The following is a 19,054-nucleotide window of genomic DNA, read 5'->3' as shown; positions in this document are numbered from 1 at the left end:
TAATCCCCGCGGGAGCGAGCACGCCGCAAGCGGGCGCTCGCTCCCACAGGGATGACTCATTCAGGCAATTGGGCCACGTGGGTAGCGTTTGAGCTTGTCGATCAGCTCGGCGCCGGGGATCGGCCGGTCGAACAGGTAGCCCTGGCCGACGTCGCAGCGATGGCGGCGCAGGAAGGCCAGTTGTTCGGCCGTCTCGATGCCTTCGGCCACCACTTTGAGCTTGAGATTATGGGCCATGGCGATCACGGCCGAGGTGATCTCCATGTCGTCCTGGTTGTCCGGGATCTCATGAATGAAGCTGCGATCGATCTTGATGATGTCGATCGGGAATTTCTTCAGGTAGCTGAGGGACGAATAACCGGTGCCGAAATCGTCCATGGCCAGGGTCAGGCCCAGGCGTTTGAGCTGGTCGAGCTGCAGGTGAGTGTCTTCGGTGGCTTCCAGCAACAGGCCTTCGGTCAGTTCAAGCTCCAGCAGGTGGGCGGGGAGCTTTTCTTCCTTGAGGATGTTGGCAATCGAGGACACCAGGTCCGGGTCGGAGAACTGCTTGGGTGACAGGTTGATCGCCACCTGCAGGTTGCCCAGCCCGGCAGCGCTCAGTTCGATGCTCATGCGGCAGGCCTGGCGGGCGATCCATTTGCCGATGGGGATGATCAGGCCGGTCTCTTCGGCGACGCTGATGAACTGGTCGGGGCGGATCATGCCTTTTTCCGGGTGGTTCCAGCGCAGCAGCGCTTCCATCCCCAGCAGGCGACCGGAGCGCAGGCACAGCTTGGGCTGGTAGAACACGTCCAGCTCGTTCTGGGTCAGGGCGCGGCGTAGGTTGTTCTCCACGAACAGCTTATAGCTGGCCTCGGCGTTCAAGGCTTCGGTGAACACCTGGACCTGGTGTTTGCCATTGGCCTTGGCCTTGTGCAGGGCCAGCCCGGCGTTGCGCATCAGTGTTTGCGGGTCGCGCCCGTGCAGCGGCGCACAGGCCACGCCGACGGAGGCGGTGACGCTGATCAACTGGTTATCGACGAACATCGGCTTGTCCAGCGTCATCAACAGCTGGCTGGCCATTTGCTGGCCGATAGACAGGCTGGCGTCATCCAGCAGTACCGCAAATTCGTTGCTGGCAAAACGCGCGAGGCTGCCACTCGGGCTCAAGCTGTTGCGCAGGCGGCGGGCCAGGCTGATCAGCAGCTTGTCGCCGGTCTGGTGGCCGAGGCTGTCGTTGATCCGCTTGAAATTGTCGATGTCCACCAGCAGCAGGCAGATCGGGCTGTCGCTGTCGCGGGCAAAACGTTCGTCGAGGTTGCGGATAAACGCGGGGCGATTGCCCAGGTTGGTCAGGTTGTCGGTATAGGCCAGGCGCTCGATGCGCTGCTGGGCCAGCTTGGTCTGAGTGATGTCTTCGTAGATGCCGATGTAGTGGGTCAGCTCACGGTTGTCGCCATACACCTTGGAAATCGACAACTGGCCCCAGTAGGGCTCCAGATTCTTGCGCCGGCTCTTGAACTCGCCTTGCCAGCTGTTGCTCTTGGCCAGGCTCGAGGGCGCGTCGAACAGCAGTTCGCTGAGATTTTCCAGGGCCGGCAGTTCCGACAGGCGCTGGCCGTGGACTTCTTCGGTGCTGTATTGGGTGATCGCCGTGAAGCTGGGGTTGACGTACTCGACCACGCCGTCGCAATTGACCAGCAAAAAGGCGTTGGCACTTTGCTCGACCGCACGCTGGAACAGGTGCAGGGCGCTGGTAGCGGTGCGCCGGTTGTGGTTGTTGATGACCTGGGCAAACTGGTCGGCCAACTCGCCGGCGAAAGCGATTTCGTCCGACTGCCAGGCACGGGTCACGCCGGTCTGTTCCAGGCACAGGACGCCGACCACCTGGCCGTCCACGCGGATGCTGGCATCGAGCATGGCGTTGACGTCCCGTGGACGCAGGCTCTCGGCCATTTCCCGGGTGCGCGGGTCATGCATGGCGTTGTGGGCATCGATGGCCCGGCTCGAGTGCAGGGCTTCCAGGTAATCGGGGAAGCCGCTGGCGTCGATCACTTCAGGTAGCCGGTGTTCCTGCGAAGAGCGGTGGTAGGCGGAAATCGGCAGCAGTTGGCGATTTTCCAGGTTCCACAGGCTGGCGCTGTCGATCTGGTAGATATCGCAGGCACTGCGGGTAATCAGTTCGGCCGCTTCGCGCAACGAATTGCCGGAGCTGTAGCGCTGGCGCGTCAGCAGCAGGATCAGGTCTTGCTGGGCACGCACGCGCTCCAGGTGTTGCAGTTGTTCCTGCTGGGCGCGCTGGTTCAACTCCAGGGCAATCTGCAGGCGCGAATTCTGGGTTTCCAGGTCAAGCGCCGGCAGCAGGGGGGCGTCTTCGAACAGGCCGTCGACCACCAGCAGATAACCGCGCAGCAGGTGCCGATTGTGTTGTTTATAGGCTTCGCCCATTTCCAGCAGGCTCAGGGAGCCCTGGGCAGTGTGCAGGGTGTAGCGGATCAGGTAGTGCGGGCTTTGGCTCAGTTGCTGCTGGATCGTATCGTGCAACTGATAACGGGCTTCAGGCTCCATCAGGCTGGCGTAGGGCGAGCCGACCAGGGCGCAAAGCTCTACGGCGGGCAGGCCGAACTGGCGTTCGCAGTTGGGGTCGAGAAACAGCAGGGCCCAGCTTGCTTCATTCAGCCGCTCGAAACGCAGCATGCCGAGCCGCGAGGGCACAGGCAATTGCGTCACTACCTCGGCCACCATTCGGCTGGCGGCATCGGGATGGCTTTTCATGGAAGAAACTCGCTTCGAAAATGCTGAACGCGACGTGCTCACGCCCTCTGTGTAGCCAGCGGCAAGGTTGCATGATGCCGCCCTGGCTGACAATAGAGGATGAAGGCTTAGTGCTATAGGTGTTTATCGGCCGAAACACGGATTTCTGTAGGAAAACTGCGCGTAATTTGTGGGATTTCGTAAGGCCACACCTACACAACAAGTGGCAGAGTCTGGGGGGGAGGGTGCAGGGGAAGGTTTACCGAATACAACAGGTCGCCACCCGTGTCGCGGTACTCCACGCGAATATGCTCGGTGTGCACCGTCAGGTGTGCGAAGTTGTCCTGGCTGATCACCTTGCTTGTCCATTCGAGGTAATAGTCGCCGGCAGCGGTTTTCGCCAGCGGCTGGTCAAGGATGAACGACGAGGACTTGGCAAAGGGCAGCCAGGCGCTGTTGCAGAACGGTGACGAGACGATGGTCTGCACCTCGAAGTCCGGGTCTGCTGTGTGACGTAGGCGCGAGGTGAGTGAGCCGTGGACGTCACCCGAGATGATCAGCACATTCCTGATCTTGTGCAGGCGGATACTTTCGAGGATGCGCAGGCGCTGTTCGGGGAAGGCTTTCCAGGTGTCACTGTCATTGCCTTTACTGTCCGGGAACAGCATGACGCCGGTGACCAGCATTTTGACCCGCGCCGGGCTGTTGATCAGCCACTTGAGCAGCGCTTGCTCTTGATCGGCATCGATGATGCGTCGGTCGTCGGCCGAGAGGTTGCGTCGGGTTCGGGTGTCCATGACAAACCACTCGATGTCCCCCTGGGCAAACTGGTACCAGTAATGTGGCGGCTGGCCAGCGGGTTGCTCGCCAGTCGCCATTTCATACGCCGGGCCATGACTGGCTTGATAGATTTCGTACGCGGCCATCGCGTTGCGATACAGGCTGGTGTCGTTGCGGCTGGCGTTGGCGGGCCAGTTATCTTCTATTTCGTGGTCGTCGAGAATCATGTAGGTCGGTAAAGAAGCCATTAGCGCCTGAATATAGGGCTGAGAAAAGGCCGCACGGTACTTGGCGAGAATATCCGGGTAATCGCGGTCCGGGGCGACGACGTTCATGTCGTCCACATACACCTGGTCACCGGTCATCACCAGGCCGCTGATCGCTGGCGAGGAAGTGTCCGCCAGCCGCTTGATCGCCGCAAAGATCCGGTCGCCCTTGGCGGGCGCTATCGGGATACCCAGAGTCATGCGCAGGTAGCGGCACGAGCCGACGATGTAGCTGCGGGGTGTGCAGGCTTTGCTGGAGGCAGTGCGAAAGCGATAGGTTTCCCGGGGCCATTGCAGTTCTAACTGGTCAAGGACTTCCAGGGCTGGTCGGGTATTGCCCGTATTGAACCAGCCTGCCTGGTACTCATACTCGGTATCGTTGGCGAGGTCATGCAGCGCGATTACCGCCGACATGTCGCGAGCCGTCGTCAACTCGGCAAAAAGCCCTTTGGACCAGTTCGGATCGCCCGTGCGGCGATAACGCAGCCCGGCAAATACCCAGGCGTTGGCTACTGGGTCGCCTCGCAGAAACAGGCGGGTGTGTTGAAAGGTGGTATGGCCAACAATCGGGCCGACAGTAGGCTTGAGCATATTCGAATCCATTCGAAGTGCGGCGTGGGAAGTCGCGTCCAGCACGGTATGTGTGCTGTGCGATTGATCTTATGGCTGGAGGGCATTTAAGAATTGGCGGGGAAGTGGACCCGGGATGTGGTCCTGGTCAACTGTTGGCGTAGTCTTTGGTGTTAACGCCGGTAGGAATGCGTAGCGGTTTTGCCTAAGCGCCTTTCGAGGTTGGGCTGTTTTGCAGGCAAAAAAAGCCCCGCCAATTGGCGGGGTTGAGGTACGAGCGTGGCGCTCGGAAAACGTGGAGCACGCAGGGCCCTTCGCGAAAGAAGGGCCCTGCGGTCTTACAGCAGGATGGTGCGGATGTCGCCCAGCAGGTCGCTCAGACGCTTGGTGAAACGGGCCGCAGCGGCGCCGTTGATCACACGGTGGTCGTAGGACAGCGACAGCGGCAGCATCAGTTTCGGCTGGAAGGCTTTGCCGTCCCAGACTGGCTGGATGGTTGCCTTGGACACGCCGAGGATCGCCACTTCCGGTGCATTGACGATCGGCGTGAAGCCGGTGCCGCCAATGTGGCCGAGACTGGAGATGGTGAAGCAGGCGCCTTGCATGTCGTCGGCCGTGAGCTTCTTGTCGCGGGCTTTGGCAGCCAGCGCAGCGGCTTCGCCAGCCAGTTGCAGCAAGCTCTTCTGATCAACGTTCTTGATCACAGGAACCAGCAGGCCGTCTGGGGTATCAACCGCAAAACCGATGTTCACGTACTTCTTGCGGATGATCGCCTTGCCGCTTGGTGCCAGGGAGCTGTTGAAGTCCGGCAGTTCCTTGAGCAGGTGTGCGCAAGACTTGAGCAGCAGCGGCAGAATGGTCAGCTTGACGCCAGCCTTCTCGGCCACAGCTTTCTGGGCAATACGGAACGCTTCCAGCTCGGTGATATCCGCCGAGTCGAATTGGGTCACGTGCGGAATGTTCAGCCAGCTGCGGTGCAGGCTCGATGCGCCGATTTGCATCAGGCGGGTCATCGGCACTTCTTCGGTTTCACCGAAGCGGCTGAAGTCCACGACTGGAATCGGAGGGATACCGGCGCCGCCAGTAGCACCGGCGGCCGGGGCTTCCTTGGCCTTCTGCATCATGGCCTTGACGTAAACCTGCACGTCTTCCTTGAGCACACGACCGTGCGGGCCGCTAGGGCTCACCGAATTCAGCTCGACACCGAATTCACGGGCCAGTTGGCGTACGGCCGGACCGGCGTGAACCTTGGCACCGCTTGGCGCTGGCGCAGCAGCCGGGGCCGCAGCGGCCTCGGCTTTGGCAGCAGGCGCAGGGGCGGCAGCGGCAGGTGCCGCTTCAGCCTTGGCCGCCGGAGCTGGCGCAGCAGCAGGTGCTGGGGCTGCAGAGGCTGCGCCCTGGACTTTGAGCTTGAGGATAAAGTCGCCAGTGCCGACTTCGTCTTCGAGCTTGACCGCGATGCTTTCCACGACGCCGGCAGCCGGCGAAGGGATTTCCATGCTGGCCTTGTCGGATTCCAGGGTGATCAGCGACTGATCAGCCTCGACGGTGTCGCCGACCTTGACCAGCAGTTCGATGATCTTGGCCTTGCCCGACGAGCCGATGTCCGGGACATGAATGTCCTGCACGGTGGCGGCGGCAGGTGCAGCAGCCGGGGCCGCAGGGGCCTGGGCAGCAGCTGCAGGCTTTTCAGCCGCAGGAGTGGCAGGAGCAGCGGCAGGAGCGGCTGGCGCAGGGGCTGCATCAGCAGCACCTTCGATTTCCAGCTCCAGCAGTTCGTCGCCTTCTTTCAGGCGATCGCCCAGCTTCACTTTCAGGCTCTTGACCACGCCGGCCTTGGGAGCAGGGATTTCCATGCTCGCCTTGTCCGATTCCAGGGTCAGGATGCTCTGGTCGGCTTCGACTTTGTCGCCGACCTTCACAAACAGTTCAATTACTTCACCTTCACCGCTGCCGATGTCAGGTACGCGAATGAGTTCGCTCACGGAAAATCTCCTCAGCAGTCCAGTGGGTTGCGTTTTTCCGGGTTGATACCGAACTTGGCGATGGCTTCAGCCACAACCTTAGGTTCGATGTCACCACGGTCAGCCAGTGCTTCCAGGGCTGCCAACACCACGAAATGACGGTCAACTTCGAAGAAATGACGCAGTTTCTTGCGGCTGTCGCTGCGGCCGAAACCGTCAGTGCCCAGGACTTTGAATTCCTTGGACGGTACCCACTGACGGATCTGCTCGGCGAACAGTTTCATGTAGTCGGTAGAGGCAATCACCGGACCTTTACGGCCGTTCAGGCACTCTTCGACGTAGCTCAGCTTAGGCTTCTGGCCTGGGTGCAGACGGTTGCTGCGCTCCACGGCCAGGCCATCGCGACGCAGTTCGTTGAAGCTGGTAACGCTCCATACGTCAGCGCCGACGTTGAACTCTTCACGCAGAATCTTCGCCGCTTCACGGACTTCACGCAGGATGGTGCCGGAGCCCATCAGCTGTACGTGGTGCGCCGCTTCGCGGTTGTCTTCTTCGAGCAGGTACATGCCCTTGATGATGCCTTCTTCCACACCGGCCGGCATGGCTGGCTGCTGGTAGGACTCGTTCATCACGGTGATGTAGTAGAAAACGTCCTGCTGCTCTTCGGTCATCTTCTTCATGCCGTCCTGGATGATCACCGCCAGCTCGTAGCCGTAGGTTGGATCAAAGGTGCGGCAGTTCGGGATGGTGGCAGCCAGGATGTGGCTGTGACCGTCTTCGTGTTGCAGGCCTTCGCCGTTCAGCGTGGTCCGCCCAGCGGTACCGCCGATCAGGAAGCCACGGGTACGGCTGTCGCCGGCCGCCCAGGCCAGGTCGCCGATCCGCTGGAAGCCGAACATCGAGTAGAAGATGTAGAACGGCAGCATTGGCTGGTTGTGGTTGGAGTACGAAGTACCGGCCGCGATGAAGGAGCTCATGGCGCCTGCTTCGTTGATCCCTTCTTCAAGGATCTGGCCTTTCTTGTCTTCCTTGTAGAACATCACCTGGTCTTTATCGACTGGCTCGTAGAGCTGGCCGACGGAGGAGTAGATGCCCAACTGGCGGAACATGCCTTCCATACCGAAGGTACGGGCTTCGTCCGGGATGATCGGGACGATGCGCGAACCGATTTCCTTGTCCTTGACCAATTGCGCGAGGATCCGCACGAAGGCCATGGTGGTGGAGATTTCACGGTCGCCCGAGCCGTCCAGGATCGCCTTGAGGGTGTCCAGTGGCGGGGTCGGAATGCTCACGCTCTGGGCGCGGCGCTGTGGCACGAAACCGCCCAGTGCAGTACGACGCTCGCTCAGGTAGCGGGCTTCAGCGCTGTTTGGCTCAGGCTTGAAGAACGGCAGGTTCTCCAGCTCTTCGTCCTTGACCGGGATGTCGAAACGATCGCGGAACAGCTTCAGGCTTTCAACATCAACCTTCTTGGTGTTGTGCGCGGTGTTTTTCGCTTCGCCGGCACCGGTGCCATAACCCTTGATGGTCTTGGCCAGGATGACGGTCGGTTGTTCTTTGTGGTTGACCGCTTCGTGGTACGCCGCGTAGACCTTGTACGGGTCGTGGCCGCCACGGTTGAGCTTCCAGATCTCGTCGTCGGACAGATCGGCAACCATCGCCTTGAGTTCTGGCGTGTTGAAGAAGTGCTCACGGACGAACGCGCCGTCCTTGGCCTTGTAGTTCTGGTACTCGCCGTCGATGACTTCGTCCATGCGGCGTTGCAGGATACCGTCGACGTCCTTGGCCAGCAGTGGGTCCCAGAAACGGCCCCAGATGACTTTGGTCACGTTCCACTGGGCACCACGGAACACACCTTCGAGTTCCTGGATGATCTTGCCGTTGCCGCGAACCGGGCCGTCGAGGCGCTGCAGGTTGCAGTTGATGACGAAGATCAGGTTGTCCAGCTTCTCGCGGCCAGCCAGGGAGATCGCGCCCAGGGATTCCGGCTCGTCGCACTCGCCGTCGCCCAGGAAGCACCAGACTTTCTGCTTACCTTCCGGAATGAAGCCACGGGCTTCCAGGTACTTCATGAAACGTGCCTGGTAGATCGCCTGGATCGGACCCAGACCCATGGAAACGGTCGGGAACTGCCAGAAATCAGGCATCAGCCAAGGGTGCGGATAGGACGAGAGGCCCTGGCCGTCGACTTCCTGGCGGAAGTTGTTCATTTGTTCTTCGGTGATGCGGCCTTCCATGAACGCACGGGCGTAGACGCCTGGCGAGGTGTGACCCTGGAAGTAGATCAGGTCGCCGCCGTGTTCGTCGGTCGGGGCCTGGAAGAAATAGTTGAAGCCGATGTCGTACAGGGTAGCGCTGGAGGCGAAGCTGGAGATGTGACCGCCCAGGTCAGAATCTTTCAGGTTCGTACGCATCACCATGGCCATCGCGTTCCAGCGTACCAGCGAGCGAATGCGGCGTTCCATGAACAGGTCGCCAGGCATGCGTGCTTCGTGGGTAACGGGGATGGTGTTGCGGTATGGCGTGGTGATGGCGTAAGGCAGTTGCGAACCGCTACGGGTTGCGAGTTCGCCCATACGGGTCATCAGATAGTGAGCACGGTCTTCGCCTTCTTTGTCGAGAACCGATTCCAGGGCGTCCAGCCATTCCTGGGTTTCGACGGGATCGAGGTCTTGCATGGCTTGCTCCAGGGCGGAAAGGCTACCAGAATCGGTTGCCTGAGTTAGCGACTGGCCTTGTGGGCAGACGTTATAAATTCTTGGAATGCCGGAGGTTGATTCGGCGGCGTGTAGTTTTACTACAAATCTCCGGGCATTTCAGCCTTTCGAATGTATATACGAGTAGTAAAACTACAGAAGAACGGCTTGTGGCCTCCTGCTGTGTTGTGAGAATAATCGTTACTCTTGGTCTTTAGCCAACCAGAATAGGGTCGAGCGTGATGCTGGCTACCAAAAATATTGAGATTTCAGCTATTTCTAACCTTTGTTCGACAGTCCTTTGCGTAGTGCAATTGCTGGGTTCACTACAGACCGCCCTTTCTACGCCGATCAAGGATAGACCATGAGCCTGCCTTCGCTTGCCCAACTGCCCGCCATTCTCCAGCCGTTTGTCAGCCGTGCCGAGCAATCGTTGCGCGCGGCCGTGGCCGCCCTCGACGATGATCATGGCCTGTCCACCTGGACGCCCGAACGCTGGGCGCAATGGGCTCGCGTGACGGGCGCCAGCGACTTTGTCTCTGAACAATGTGTACGTGACCCCTTGATGTTGCTGGCGCTGGTGCAGTCCGGCGAGTTGGACCGCCCGTTCGCTGCGGGCGAGCTATGCGCGCAGATCGCCACGGCAGCGCAGGCAGCTACCACCGATGACGAACTGGCCCGGGCACTGCGCCGCCAGCGTAACCGTCACCAGGTGCGCATCATCTGGCGCGACCTGAACCGTCAGGCCGACTTGATCCAGACCTGCCGCGATCTCTCGGACATGGCCGATGCCAGCATCGACCAGGCCTATCAGTGGTTGTACCTGCGCCACTGCCAGCAGTTCGGCACGCCCACCGGGCGGCGCAGTGGCGAGCCGCAGCAGATGGTCATCCTCGGCATGGGCAAGCTCGGCGCGGTGGAACTCAACCTGTCCTCGGACATCGACCTGATCTTCGCCTACCCCGAAGGCGGCGAGACCGTCGGCGTCAAGCGTGCGCTGGATAACCAGGAATTCTTCATTCGCCTGGGCCAGCGGCTGATCAAGGCGCTGGACCCGATGACCGTCGACGGTTTTGTATTTCGCGTCGACATGCGCCTGCGTCCGTACGGCTCGTCCGGCGCGCTGGTGCTCAGCTTCAATGCCCTGGAGCAGTACTATCAGGACCAGGGCCGTGACTGGGAACGCTACGCCATGATCAAGGCGCGGGTGGTGGCCGGCGACCAGGTCGCAGGGGCGCAATTGCTCGACCTGCTGCGCCCGTTCGTCTACCGGCGCTACCTGGATTTCTCGGCGATCGAAGCGCTGCGCACCATGAAGCAGTTGATCCAGCAGGAAGTGCGGCGCAAGGGCATGGCCGACAACATCAAGCTGGGCGCCGGAGGCATCCGTGAAGTGGAATTCATCGCCCAGGCCTTCCAGCTGATTCACGGCGGCCGCGACCTGAGCCTACAGCAGCGTCCTCTATTAAAGGTGCTCAGCACGCTGGAAGGGCAGGGTTACCTGCCGCCGGCGGTGGTCGGCGAATTGCGCGAGGGTTATGAGTTTCTGCGTTACACCGAGCACGCGATCCAGGCGATTGCCGATCGCCAGACACAAATGCTCCCCGACAACGAGCAGGATCAGGCGCGCATCGCCTTTATGCTGGGTTTTGCCGACTGGCCAGCCTTCCATGCGCAGTTGATGTATTGGCGGGGCCGGGTCGACTGGCATTTCCGTCAAGTGATCGCCGATCCCGACGAAGAGGAGGGTGCGCAAAGCGAAGTGGTGGTCGGTGGTGAATGGTTGCCGCTGTGGGAAGACGCCCAGGACGAAGAAGCCGCGTGCCGTCAGTTGCAGGAGGGCGGTTTTGCCGATGCGCCGAAAGCCCTGAAGGCCTTGGCCGGCCTGCGAGGCAGTCCGCAGCTGCGGGCAATGCAGCGTCTGGGGCGCGAGCGTCTGGACGCCTTTATCCCGCGCTTGCTGGCCCAGGCCGTCGAGCACGCCAACCCGGATCTGGTGTTGGAGCGTGTGCTGCCATTGGTTGAAGCCGTGGCGCGGCGTTCGGCGTACCTGGTGTTGCTCACGGAAAACCCGGGTGCCTTGCGCCGTCTGCTGACGTTGTGCGCGGCCAGCCCGTGGATTGCCGAACAGATCACCCGCTTCCCGCTGCTGCTCGATGAGTTGCTCAACGAGGGGCGCCTGTTCAAGCCGCCCCTGGCACCGGAACTGGCGGCGGAGCTGCGCGAGCGCCTGACGCGTATTCCCGAGGATGACCTGGAACAGCAGATGGAGGCCCTGCGGCACTTCAAGCTGGCGCACCGCCTGCGGGTCGCCGCCTCGGAAATCGCCGGCAGCCTGCCCTTGATGAAGGTCAGCGACTACCTGACCTGGCTGGCCGAGGCGATCCTCGAACAGGTCCTGGCCCTGGCCTGGCGCCAGACCGCCGCCAAGTATGGTTCGCCACAGCGCCCCGACGGCACCTTGTGCGACCCAGGTTTTGTGATTGTTGGCTACGGCAAGGTCGGCGGACTGGAACTCGGCCATGGTTCGGACCTGGACCTGGTGTTTATCCACGACGGTGACCCGCAGGCGGAAACCGACGGGCCCAAGCCGATCGATGGCGCGCAATTTTTCACCCGCCTGGGCCAGCGCATCATTCATTTGCTGACCACCCAGACCAACTCCGGGCAGCTCTACGAAGTCGATATGCGCCTGCGGCCTTCCGGCGCCTCGGGGCTGTTGGTCAGTTCGTTGGGAGCGTTTGAGCGCTACCAGGAGAATGAAGCCTGGACCTGGGAGCATCAGGCACTGGTGCGCGCCCGTGTGCTGGTGGGCAGCCAGGATGTCGGCCAGGCGTTCGAGAAAGTTCGCGCCAAGGTGTTGGGGCGAGCCCGCGATTTGCCCAAGCTGCGCCAGGAAGTCAGCGAGATGCGCGCCAAGATGCGCGATAACCTGGGAACCAGGATTACCGGTGCCGGGACGGCGGCCAATGCCTTCGAAGCCACGGTGCCGTTCGACCTCAAGCAGGACGCCGGTGGTATCGTCGATATTGAATTTATGGTGCAATACGCGGCTTTGGCGTGGTCCCAGACGCATCCGCCGTTGCTGCGCTGGACAGACAACATCCGCATTCTGGAAGAGCTGGAGCACGAAGGCTTGATGCCTGCGGCCGATGCCAGCCTGATGCGTGAGGTCTACAAGGCCTATCGCGCCGCCGCTCACCGCCAGGCGTTGCAGAACGAGGCCGGGGTGGTGGCAGGCAACCAGTTTGTCGATGAGCGCCAACAGGTGTTGCGAATCTGGCGCGAGTTGGGGCTAAGCTGACACGGGGTAGTTCAAACACCTCATGCCCCTTGTGGGAGCGGGCTTGCCCGCGATGGCGTCGTCAGACATCACCGTTGATGTCGGCTATTACATCGTTATCGCGGGCAAGCCCGCTCCCACAGTGAAGGTGCTGTGATTGGTAGATCTGGAGCCACTCAAGCGACACTGCACGGGATGTGCACCAATACCCATGTGGGAGCGAGCCTGCTCGCGATAGCGGAGTGTGAGTCGACAGCAGTGTTGAAGGTAATCACCCCATCGCGAGCAAGCCCGCTCCCACAGTGTTTTTCGAAGCAGGGAGGCCAATGCCTCCCCTATTCGTTTGTGGATAACTATGAAAATTCTGATCGTTGGGCCCAGTTGGGTCGGTGACATGGTGATGGCGCAGACACTGTTCATGTGTCTGCAGCAGCGTCATCCACAGTGCGAAATCGACGTGCTGGCCCCGGAGTGGAGCCGGCCGATCCTTGAGCGCATGCCCCAAGTGCGCCGGGCCTTGAGCTTTCCGCTCGGCCACGGCGCGCTGGAGCTGGCAACGCGGCGGCGGATCGGCAAGTCCCTGGCCGGCCAGTACGACCAGGCGATCCTGCTGCCCAACTCGTTGAAGTCGGCGCTGGTGCCGTTTTTTGCCGGCATCGCCAAGCGCACCGGCTGGCGTGGCGAGTTTCGCTACGGTCTGCTCAACGATGTGCGCACGCTGGATAAAGAGCGCTACCCGCTGATGATCGAGCGTTTCATGGCGCTGGCCTATGAACCGGCAGCCGAACTGCCGACGCCTTATCCACGGCCCAGCCTGCAAATCGATCCTGTGACCCGCGAGGCGGCATTGGCCAAATTCGGCCTGACCCTCGATCGCCCGGTGCTGGCGCTGTGTCCGGGGGCCGAGTTCGGCGAGGCCAAGCGCTGGCCCTCCGAGCATTACGCCAAGGTCGCCGAGGCGAAGATTCGCGAGGGTTGGCAGGTCTGGCTGTTCGGTTCGAAGAACGATCACGCGGTCGGCGAAGAGATCCGTTCCCGGTTGATTCCCGGGCTGCGGGAGGAGGCGATGAACCTCAGTGGCGACACGTCGCTGGCCGAGGCCATCGACTTGCTGTCCTGCGCCGACTCGGTGGTCTCCAACGACTCCGGGCTGATGCACGTGGCCGCGGCGCTGAATCGTCCGCTGGTGGCGGTCTACGGTTCGACTTCGCCGGGCTTTACCCCGCCGCTGGCCGAGCACGTCGAAATCGTGCGCCTGGGCATCGAATGCAGCCCGTGTTTTGACCGCACCTGCCGCTTCGGCCATTACAACTGCCTGCGCCAGCTGATGCCGCAAGCGGTGAACGATGCCTTGCAGCGGTTGCAGGGCACTGTGGTCGAGGTTCGTTAAGTTGCGGGTACTGTTGATCAAGACCTCTTCGCTGGGCGATGTGATCCATGCGTTGCCCGCGCTGACCGACGCTGCGCGGGCGATCCCCGGCATCCAGTTCGACTGGGTGGTGGAAGAAGGCTTTGCCGAAATCCCCACCTGGCATCCGGCGGTGGGCAAGGTGATTCCCGTGGCGATCCGTCGCTGGCGCAAGAATCTCTGGCAGACCATCAAGAGCGGCGAGTTCAAGCGCTTCAAGCAAAACCTGCAGGCGACCAAGTACGACTTGGTGATCGATGCCCAGGGCCTGCTCAAAAGTGCCTTGCTGACCCGTTACGTGCGGGCACCGGTGGCTGGCCTGGACAAACACTCGGCCCGCGAGCCTCTGGCGGCGCGCTTCTACTCGCGGCGCCTGGCGGTGGCCCGTGGGCAACATGCGGTAGAGCGTTTGCGCCAGTTGTTCGCCGTGGCCCTGGGCTACGACTTACCCAAAGGCCTGGGCGACTACGGCCTGAACGTCGAGCGCCTGGTGGAGTTGCCGCGCAAGAATCCGTACGTACTGTTCCTGCACGGCACCACCTGGGACACCAAGCACTGGCCGGAAGCCTATTGGCGCGAACTGGCCGAGCGCATGGGGCACCTGGGCATGGCGGTGAAGTTGCCGTGGGGTAATCCGGCCGAGAAGGCGCGCGCCGAGCGAATCGCCCAGGGCCTGCGTAACGCCGAGGTGTTGCCCAAGCTGAACCTGGCGGGCGTCGCCAAGGTGTTGGCCGGCGCGCAAGCCTGCGTGGCGGTGGATACCGGCCTCGGGCATCTGGCCGCGGCGCTGGACGTGCCGACGGTGTCGCTGTTCGGTCCGACCAACCCGGGCCTGACGGGCGCCTATGGTCGTAGCCAGGTGCACATGGCGAGTGATTTCCCCTGTGCGCCGTGCATGCAAAAGAAATGTACCTACCAACCGACGGCTGAAGACCAGCGTCGGTTTGATCTCAAGCGCGAGTGGCCACTGTGCTTCACTCGCCTGAACCCCGAGCGTGTCGCGAGCCGACTGAGCACGTTGTTAATGGCTGAGGAGCTGCGCTGATGCAATTGGCTTTTGTACTGTACAAATATTTCCCGTTTGGCGGCTTGCAGCGTGATTTCATGCGCATTGCCCTGGAATGTCAGCAGCGCGGACACCAGATCCGCGTTTACACGCTGATTTGGGAAGGCGACGTGCCGCCGGGTTTTGAAGTGCTGGTGGCGCCGGTGAAGGCGTTCTTCAACCATCGGCGCAATGAAAAACTCAGCGCCTGGATGGCCGAGGACCTGGCCAAGCGCCCGGTGGACCGCCTGATCGGTTTCAACAAGATGCCTGGCCTGGACGTCTACTACGCCGCCGACGGTTGCTTCGAGGACAAGGCGCAGAACCTGCGCAATTCGTTGTACCGCCGCTGGGGTCGCTACCGGCATTTCGCCGAGTATGAGCGCGCGGTGTTCGCCAAGGACGCGAAAACCGAAGTGCTGATGATCTCCGAAGTCCAGCAGCCGCTGTTCATCAAGCATTACGACACCCCGCTGGAGCGCTTCCACTTGCTGCCGCCGGGCATTGCCCAGGACCGGCGCGCGCCGCCGAATGCCGGCGAAATTCGCGCGGACTTTCGCCGTGAGTTCTCCCTGGCCGACGACGAGTTGCTGCTGGTGCAGATTGGCTCCGGGTTCAAGACCAAGGGCGTTGACCGCAGTCTCAAGGCCCTGGCCGCGCTGCCGGCCGAATTGCGTAAACGCACGCGGCTGTTTGTAATTGGCCAGGATGACCCCAAAGTATTCCAGTTGCAGAGTGCCGCACTGGGCCTGGGCGATAACGTGCAGTTCCTCAAGGGCCGCAGCGATATCCCGCGGTTCCTGCTCGGTGCCGACCTGTTGATCCACCCGGCGTACAACGAAAACACCGGGACGGTACTGCTCGAAGCGCTGGTGGCCGGGTTGCCGGTGCTCGTCAGCGCGGTATGTGGTTATGCCCATTACATCGCCGAGGCCGACTGCGGCCTGGTGCTGGACGAGCCCTTCGAGCAGGCGCAACTCACGCAGTACCTGACGACCATGTTGAGCGATGATGCCGCACGTGCGGCCTGGAGCCGTAATGGCCTGGCCTTCGCTGACACGGCCGACCTTTACAGCATGCCGCAGCACGCGGCGGATGTGATTCTGGCGGAGCAACACTGATGAAGTTGATTCTGGCCGAACCGTTCAAGAGCCTGTGGGCCGGACGCGATGCGTTCAGCGCCGTCGAAGGCCTGGAGGGCGAGGTTTACCGTGAACTCGAAGCGCGCCGCACCCTGCGCACCGAAGTCGCTGGCAACGGCTACTTCGTGAAGATTCACCGGGGTATCGGCTGGGGCGAGATCTTCAAGAACCTGCTCACGGCCAAGCTGCCGGTGCTCGGCGCGGGCCAGGAATGGCGGGCGATCCAGCGCTTGCACGAGGCCAAGGTGCCGACCATGACCGCCGTGGCCTATGGCGAAAAAGGCAGCAACCCCGCTGACCAGCATTCATTCATCATCACCGAAGAGCTGGCGCCGACCGTCAGCCTCGAAGACTTCAGCATCGACTGGGCCCGGCAAGCGCCGGAGCCCCGGCTCAAGCGCGCGCTGATTGCCGAAGTGGCACGCATGACCGGCATGATGCACCGCGCCGGGGTCAATCACCGCGACTGCTATATCTGCCATTTCCTGCTGCACACCGACAAGCCGGTCACGGCTGAGGACTTCAAGCTCTCGATCATCGACCTGCATCGGGCCCAGACCCGCCCGGCGATCACCCGACGCTGGCGCAACAAGGACCTGGCCGCGCTGTACTTCTCGGCGCTGGACATCGGCCTGACTCGCCGCGACAAGCTGCGTTTCCTCAAGGGTTATTTCCTGCTGCCGTTGCGCCAGATCCTGCGCGAAGAAGCCTCGCTGCTGGCCTGGCTCGAGGGCAAGGCGAACAAACTGTACGAGCGCAAACAGCGCTATGGGGATGCGCTCTGATGACTGATTTTCTAGCCGCCGAGGACCGCGAGCGGTTCGAACGCCACGGGCTTGCCACGTTCGATGCGCTGTGGGCGCGGGAACTGGAAGCGGTGGACGAGCCCAACACCTCGGGCGGGGGCTGGAGCAGCGTGTTCCGCCTGGACCTGGACGGCCAGGGGTATTACCTCAAGCGCCAGAGCAACTACCTGACCCGGACCCTGCACCGGCCCTTCGGCGAACCGAGCTTTGCCCGGGAATTTCGCAACATCAGTCGTTACCGGCAGTTGGGGGTTCCGGCACTGGAGGCGGTGTTCTTTGGCGAGCGCAAAGTCGCCGGCGAAGTCCGCGCGATCCTGCTGACGCGGGCGCTGGATGGCTGGAACGACCTGGATGCGCTGCTGCAACAATGGCCGCAGCTCAGCGCCGGGCAACAGGCGGCGATCCTGCGCGCCTGCGGCTTGTTGGCGCGGCGGCTGCACGGCGTGCGCCAGGTGCATGGCTGCTTTTATCCCAAGCACATCTTCTTGCAGGCCGATGGCGAAGGCTATCGGGCGCAACTGATCGACCTGGAGAAAACCCGCCCGCTGCTGTTTGGCCAGCGCGACCGGGTCAAGGATCTGGAGCCGTTGTTGCGCCGAGCGCCGGTCTGGAGCACCGAGAATGTGCGCAGCTTGCTGGCGGCGTACCTGGATCAACCCGCCGACAGTGCGCTGGTGGATGCCTGGCTGCAGCGCTTGTCCGCTCGACGCAGTCATAAGGGGACGCGTTGATGCGTTTGTCTGAACTGAAAAACGCCGGACGCACCCCACAACTGCCGTTGAGCCTGGAGTTGGCCGATGCCGCGGGCCCGGCGCAGTTGCAACTGCTCAGTCTGCTGCGGGTGCTGCCCGGCCAGCGCTATGTCGGGGCCGGGGTCTGGCGCGGGCGTCCGGTGTTGGCCAAGTTGCTGGTGGGCCGCAAGGCGGCGCGGCATTTCCAGCGTGAGCTGGAGGGTGTGCGCCTGCTCGCGGCCCAAGGCCTGACCACCCCGTTGTTGCTGGCTGACGGCCTGAAAGAAGGCGAGGGCGGCTGGTTGCTGTTCGAACTGCTGGAGGGTGCGCACAGCCTGGGCGACGCCTGGCAACAGGTCGAAGCCCTGCCAGTGCTGGCGGATGAGCAAAGCGAAGTGCTGGCCGAGGCGCTGGCCGCCATTGGCCAGATGCACAGCAAGGGCCTGTGGCAATCGGACCTGCACCTGGACAATCTGCTGCGCCACGGTGGTCGGCTGTATTTGATCGACGGTGCCGGGATTCATGCCGAAACCGCGGGGCAGCCGTTGTCGCGGCAAAAGGTCCTGGAAAACCTCGGGGTGTTTTTTGCCCAGTTGCCCAAGACGCTGGAGCCGTTCACCGAAGAGTTGCTGGTGCATTACCTGCTGAGCAATGGCGAGCACGCGTTGCCGCTCGAAGCCTTGCAGAAGCAGGTACGCAAGATTCGTAGCTGGCGACTCAAGGATTACCTGATCAAGGTTGGCCGTGAGTGCTCGCTGTTCGCCGTGCAGCGCGGGGCCTTTGGGTTGCGTGCGATTCGCCGCGACGAAGAGGCCGCCATGTTGCCGGTGCTGGAGCAGGCCGATGCCTTGCTCGACCAGGGGCATCTGTACAAGACCGGCGGCGCGGCGAGTGTGGGCAAGGTTGAGGTGGGTGGTCGTACGCTGGTGGTCAAACGCTACAACATCAAGGGGTTTGCCCACTGGCTCAAGCGTTTCTGGCGTCCGAGCCGCGCCTGGCATTCCTGGCGCGAGGGCAATCGCCTGGCGTTCCTCGGCATCGCCACGCCCAAGCCGCTGGCGTTGCTGGAAAAACGGTTTTTCTGGCTGCGCAGCCGGGCCTACCTGATCACCGAGTATCTGCCGGGGCCGGACATCATTGAGCGTTTTGCGCCCTATGTGGAAAGTGGCGAGGCGCCTGAGGCTGAGTTGGTGGCGCTGGATCAACTGTTTGCCGAGTTGATCGCCGAGCGCATCAGTCATGGGGATTTCAAGGGGCATAACCTGTTCTGGGACCGGGATCGCTGGTCGTTGATTGACCTGGATTCGATGTGTCAGCACGCTTCACTCAGTAGTTTTGCGCCGGCTTATGCGCGGGATCGGGCGCGGTTCATGCGTAATTGGGGTGAGGGGTCGGCGTTGTATCGGGTGATTGATCAGCGGTTGCCCAAGCAGGTGGTGTGACTCTTTTTTTGGGGGTATATCCGTTGCTGCGGTGATGGCGGCTTAGGGTTCCGCCCTTACGTGAACTGCCCCCCGAAAGTTGGACAGGGGACGCTATTGATTTAATGCCTGGGTCCGAAATTGTACCGGGCTCAAGCCATTCAGTCTGAGGCTTATGCGGTCTTGGTTGTAGTAGGCGATGTAATCCT

The 19,054-nt window shown here is 61.9% G+C and carries 12 protein-coding genes; 7 read left to right on the top strand and 5 right to left on the bottom strand.

Features of this window, described 5'->3' with window-relative positions; all coding sequences use genetic code 11:
* Window positions 1-60: 60 nt before the first annotated feature.
* The 4 genes from CKW24_RS08965 to aceE form a co-directional block, all read right to left on the bottom strand.
* On the bottom strand, window positions 61-2,754 hold the full coding sequence (locus CKW24_RS08965; RefSeq protein WP_095167156.1) for a GGDEF and EAL domain-containing protein: 2,694 nt from the start codon (window positions 2,752-2,754) through the stop codon (window positions 61-63).
* Window positions 2,755-2,945: 191 nt separating this feature from the next.
* A complete protein-coding gene (locus CKW24_RS08960; RefSeq protein WP_095167155.1) occupies window positions 2,946-4,370 on the bottom strand; it encodes an alkaline phosphatase D family protein in 1,425 nt (474 codons plus the stop codon).
* Between the two features lie 317 nt (window positions 4,371-4,687).
* The gene (aceF, locus tag CKW24_RS08955) at window positions 4,688-6,334 is read right to left on the bottom strand and encodes a dihydrolipoyllysine-residue acetyltransferase (protein ID WP_095167154.1); all 1,647 of its coding nucleotides are present in this window, start codon (window positions 6,332-6,334) and stop codon (window positions 4,688-4,690) included.
* Between the two features lie 11 nt (window positions 6,335-6,345).
* Window positions 6,346-8,991 (bottom strand): pyruvate dehydrogenase (acetyl-transferring), homodimeric type, encoded by a 2,646-nt coding sequence (gene aceE / locus CKW24_RS08950; RefSeq protein ID WP_095167153.1) that lies wholly within the window; start codon window positions 8,989-8,991, stop codon window positions 6,346-6,348.
* A gap of 382 nt (window positions 8,992-9,373) precedes the next feature.
* On the opposite strand from aceE, the gene glnE reads away from it, so the two are divergent.
* The 7 genes from glnE to CKW24_RS08915 all read left to right on the top strand — a co-directional run bounded on the left by glnE (window position 9,374) and on the right by CKW24_RS08915 (window position 18,866).
* The gene (gene glnE, locus CKW24_RS08945; RefSeq protein WP_095167152.1) at window positions 9,374-12,313 is read left to right on the top strand and encodes a bifunctional [glutamate--ammonia ligase]-adenylyl-L-tyrosine phosphorylase/[glutamate--ammonia-ligase] adenylyltransferase; all 2,940 of its coding nucleotides are present in this window, start codon (window positions 9,374-9,376) and stop codon (window positions 12,311-12,313) included.
* 334 nt (window positions 12,314-12,647) lie between these two features.
* A complete protein-coding gene (gene waaF, locus CKW24_RS08940) occupies window positions 12,648-13,682 on the top strand; it encodes a lipopolysaccharide heptosyltransferase II (protein WP_095167151.1) in 1,035 nt (344 codons plus the stop codon).
* 1 nt (window position 13,683) lies between these two features.
* On the top strand, window positions 13,684-14,745 hold the full coding sequence (gene waaC / locus CKW24_RS08935; RefSeq protein WP_095167150.1) for a lipopolysaccharide heptosyltransferase I: 1,062 nt from the start codon (window positions 13,684-13,686) through the stop codon (window positions 14,743-14,745).
* Window positions 14,745-15,866: a glycosyltransferase family 4 protein gene (locus CKW24_RS08930; protein WP_095167149.1), complete on the top strand. Its 1,122-nt coding sequence runs from the start codon at window positions 14,745-14,747 to the stop codon at window positions 15,864-15,866. The genes waaC and CKW24_RS08930 overlap by 1 nt, the downstream gene beginning before the upstream one ends.
* Entirely contained in the window at window positions 15,866-16,672 is an 807-nt protein-coding gene (rfaP, locus tag CKW24_RS08925; protein ID WP_095167148.1) for a lipopolysaccharide core heptose(I) kinase RfaP, read from the top strand. The genes CKW24_RS08930 and rfaP overlap by 1 nt, the downstream gene beginning before the upstream one ends.
* A complete protein-coding gene (locus CKW24_RS08920) occupies window positions 16,672-17,424 on the top strand; it encodes a lipopolysaccharide kinase InaA family protein (protein WP_095167147.1) in 753 nt (250 codons plus the stop codon). Before rfaP ends, CKW24_RS08920 begins: the two co-directional genes overlap by 1 nt.
* Window positions 17,424-18,866 (top strand): lipopolysaccharide kinase InaA family protein, encoded by a 1,443-nt coding sequence (locus CKW24_RS08915; protein ID WP_095167146.1) that lies wholly within the window; start codon window positions 17,424-17,426, stop codon window positions 18,864-18,866. The genes CKW24_RS08920 and CKW24_RS08915 overlap by 1 nt, the downstream gene beginning before the upstream one ends.
* A 93-nt stretch (window positions 18,867-18,959) precedes the next feature.
* On the opposite strand, the gene CKW24_RS08910 is transcribed toward CKW24_RS08915, so the two are convergent.
* On the bottom strand, window positions 18,960-19,054 hold a 95-nt coding region (locus CKW24_RS08910; protein WP_143501162.1), incomplete at its 5' end, for an IS3 family transposase.

The organism is Pseudomonas sp. Irchel 3H3, from assembly GCF_900187635.1.
GTDB lineage: Bacteria > Pseudomonadota > Gammaproteobacteria > Pseudomonadales > Pseudomonadaceae > Aquipseudomonas.
The sequence above is the reverse complement of the archived record's forward strand: the minus strand, read 5'-3'. Positions and strand labels throughout refer to the sequence as shown.

Excerpts from the sequence above, each read along its gene's own strand:
- aceE (WP_095167153.1), bottom strand. The coding sequence starts at position 8,991 with ATGCAAGACCTCGATCCCGTCGAAACCCAGGAATGGCTGGACGCCCTG.
- waaF (WP_095167151.1), top strand. The coding sequence starts at position 12,648 with ATGAAAATTCTGATCGTTGGGCCCAGTTGGGTCGGTGACATGGTGATG.
- CKW24_RS08960 (WP_095167155.1), bottom strand. The coding sequence starts at position 4,370 with ATGCTCAAGCCTACTGTCGGCCCGATTGTTGGCCATACCACCTTTCAA.
- CKW24_RS08965 (WP_095167156.1), bottom strand. The coding sequence starts at position 2,754 with ATGAAAAGCCATCCCGATGCCGCCAGCCGAATGGTGGCCGAGGTAGTG.
- CKW24_RS08930 (WP_095167149.1), top strand. The coding sequence starts at position 14,745 with ATGCAATTGGCTTTTGTACTGTACAAATATTTCCCGTTTGGCGGCTTG.
- CKW24_RS08915 (WP_095167146.1), top strand. The coding sequence starts at position 17,424 with ATGCGTTTGTCTGAACTGAAAAACGCCGGACGCACCCCACAACTGCCG.
- CKW24_RS08920 (WP_095167147.1), top strand. The coding sequence starts at position 16,672 with ATGACTGATTTTCTAGCCGCCGAGGACCGCGAGCGGTTCGAACGCCAC.
- rfaP (WP_095167148.1), top strand. The coding sequence starts at position 15,866 with ATGAAGTTGATTCTGGCCGAACCGTTCAAGAGCCTGTGGGCCGGACGC.
- glnE (WP_095167152.1), top strand. The coding sequence starts at position 9,374 with ATGAGCCTGCCTTCGCTTGCCCAACTGCCCGCCATTCTCCAGCCGTTT.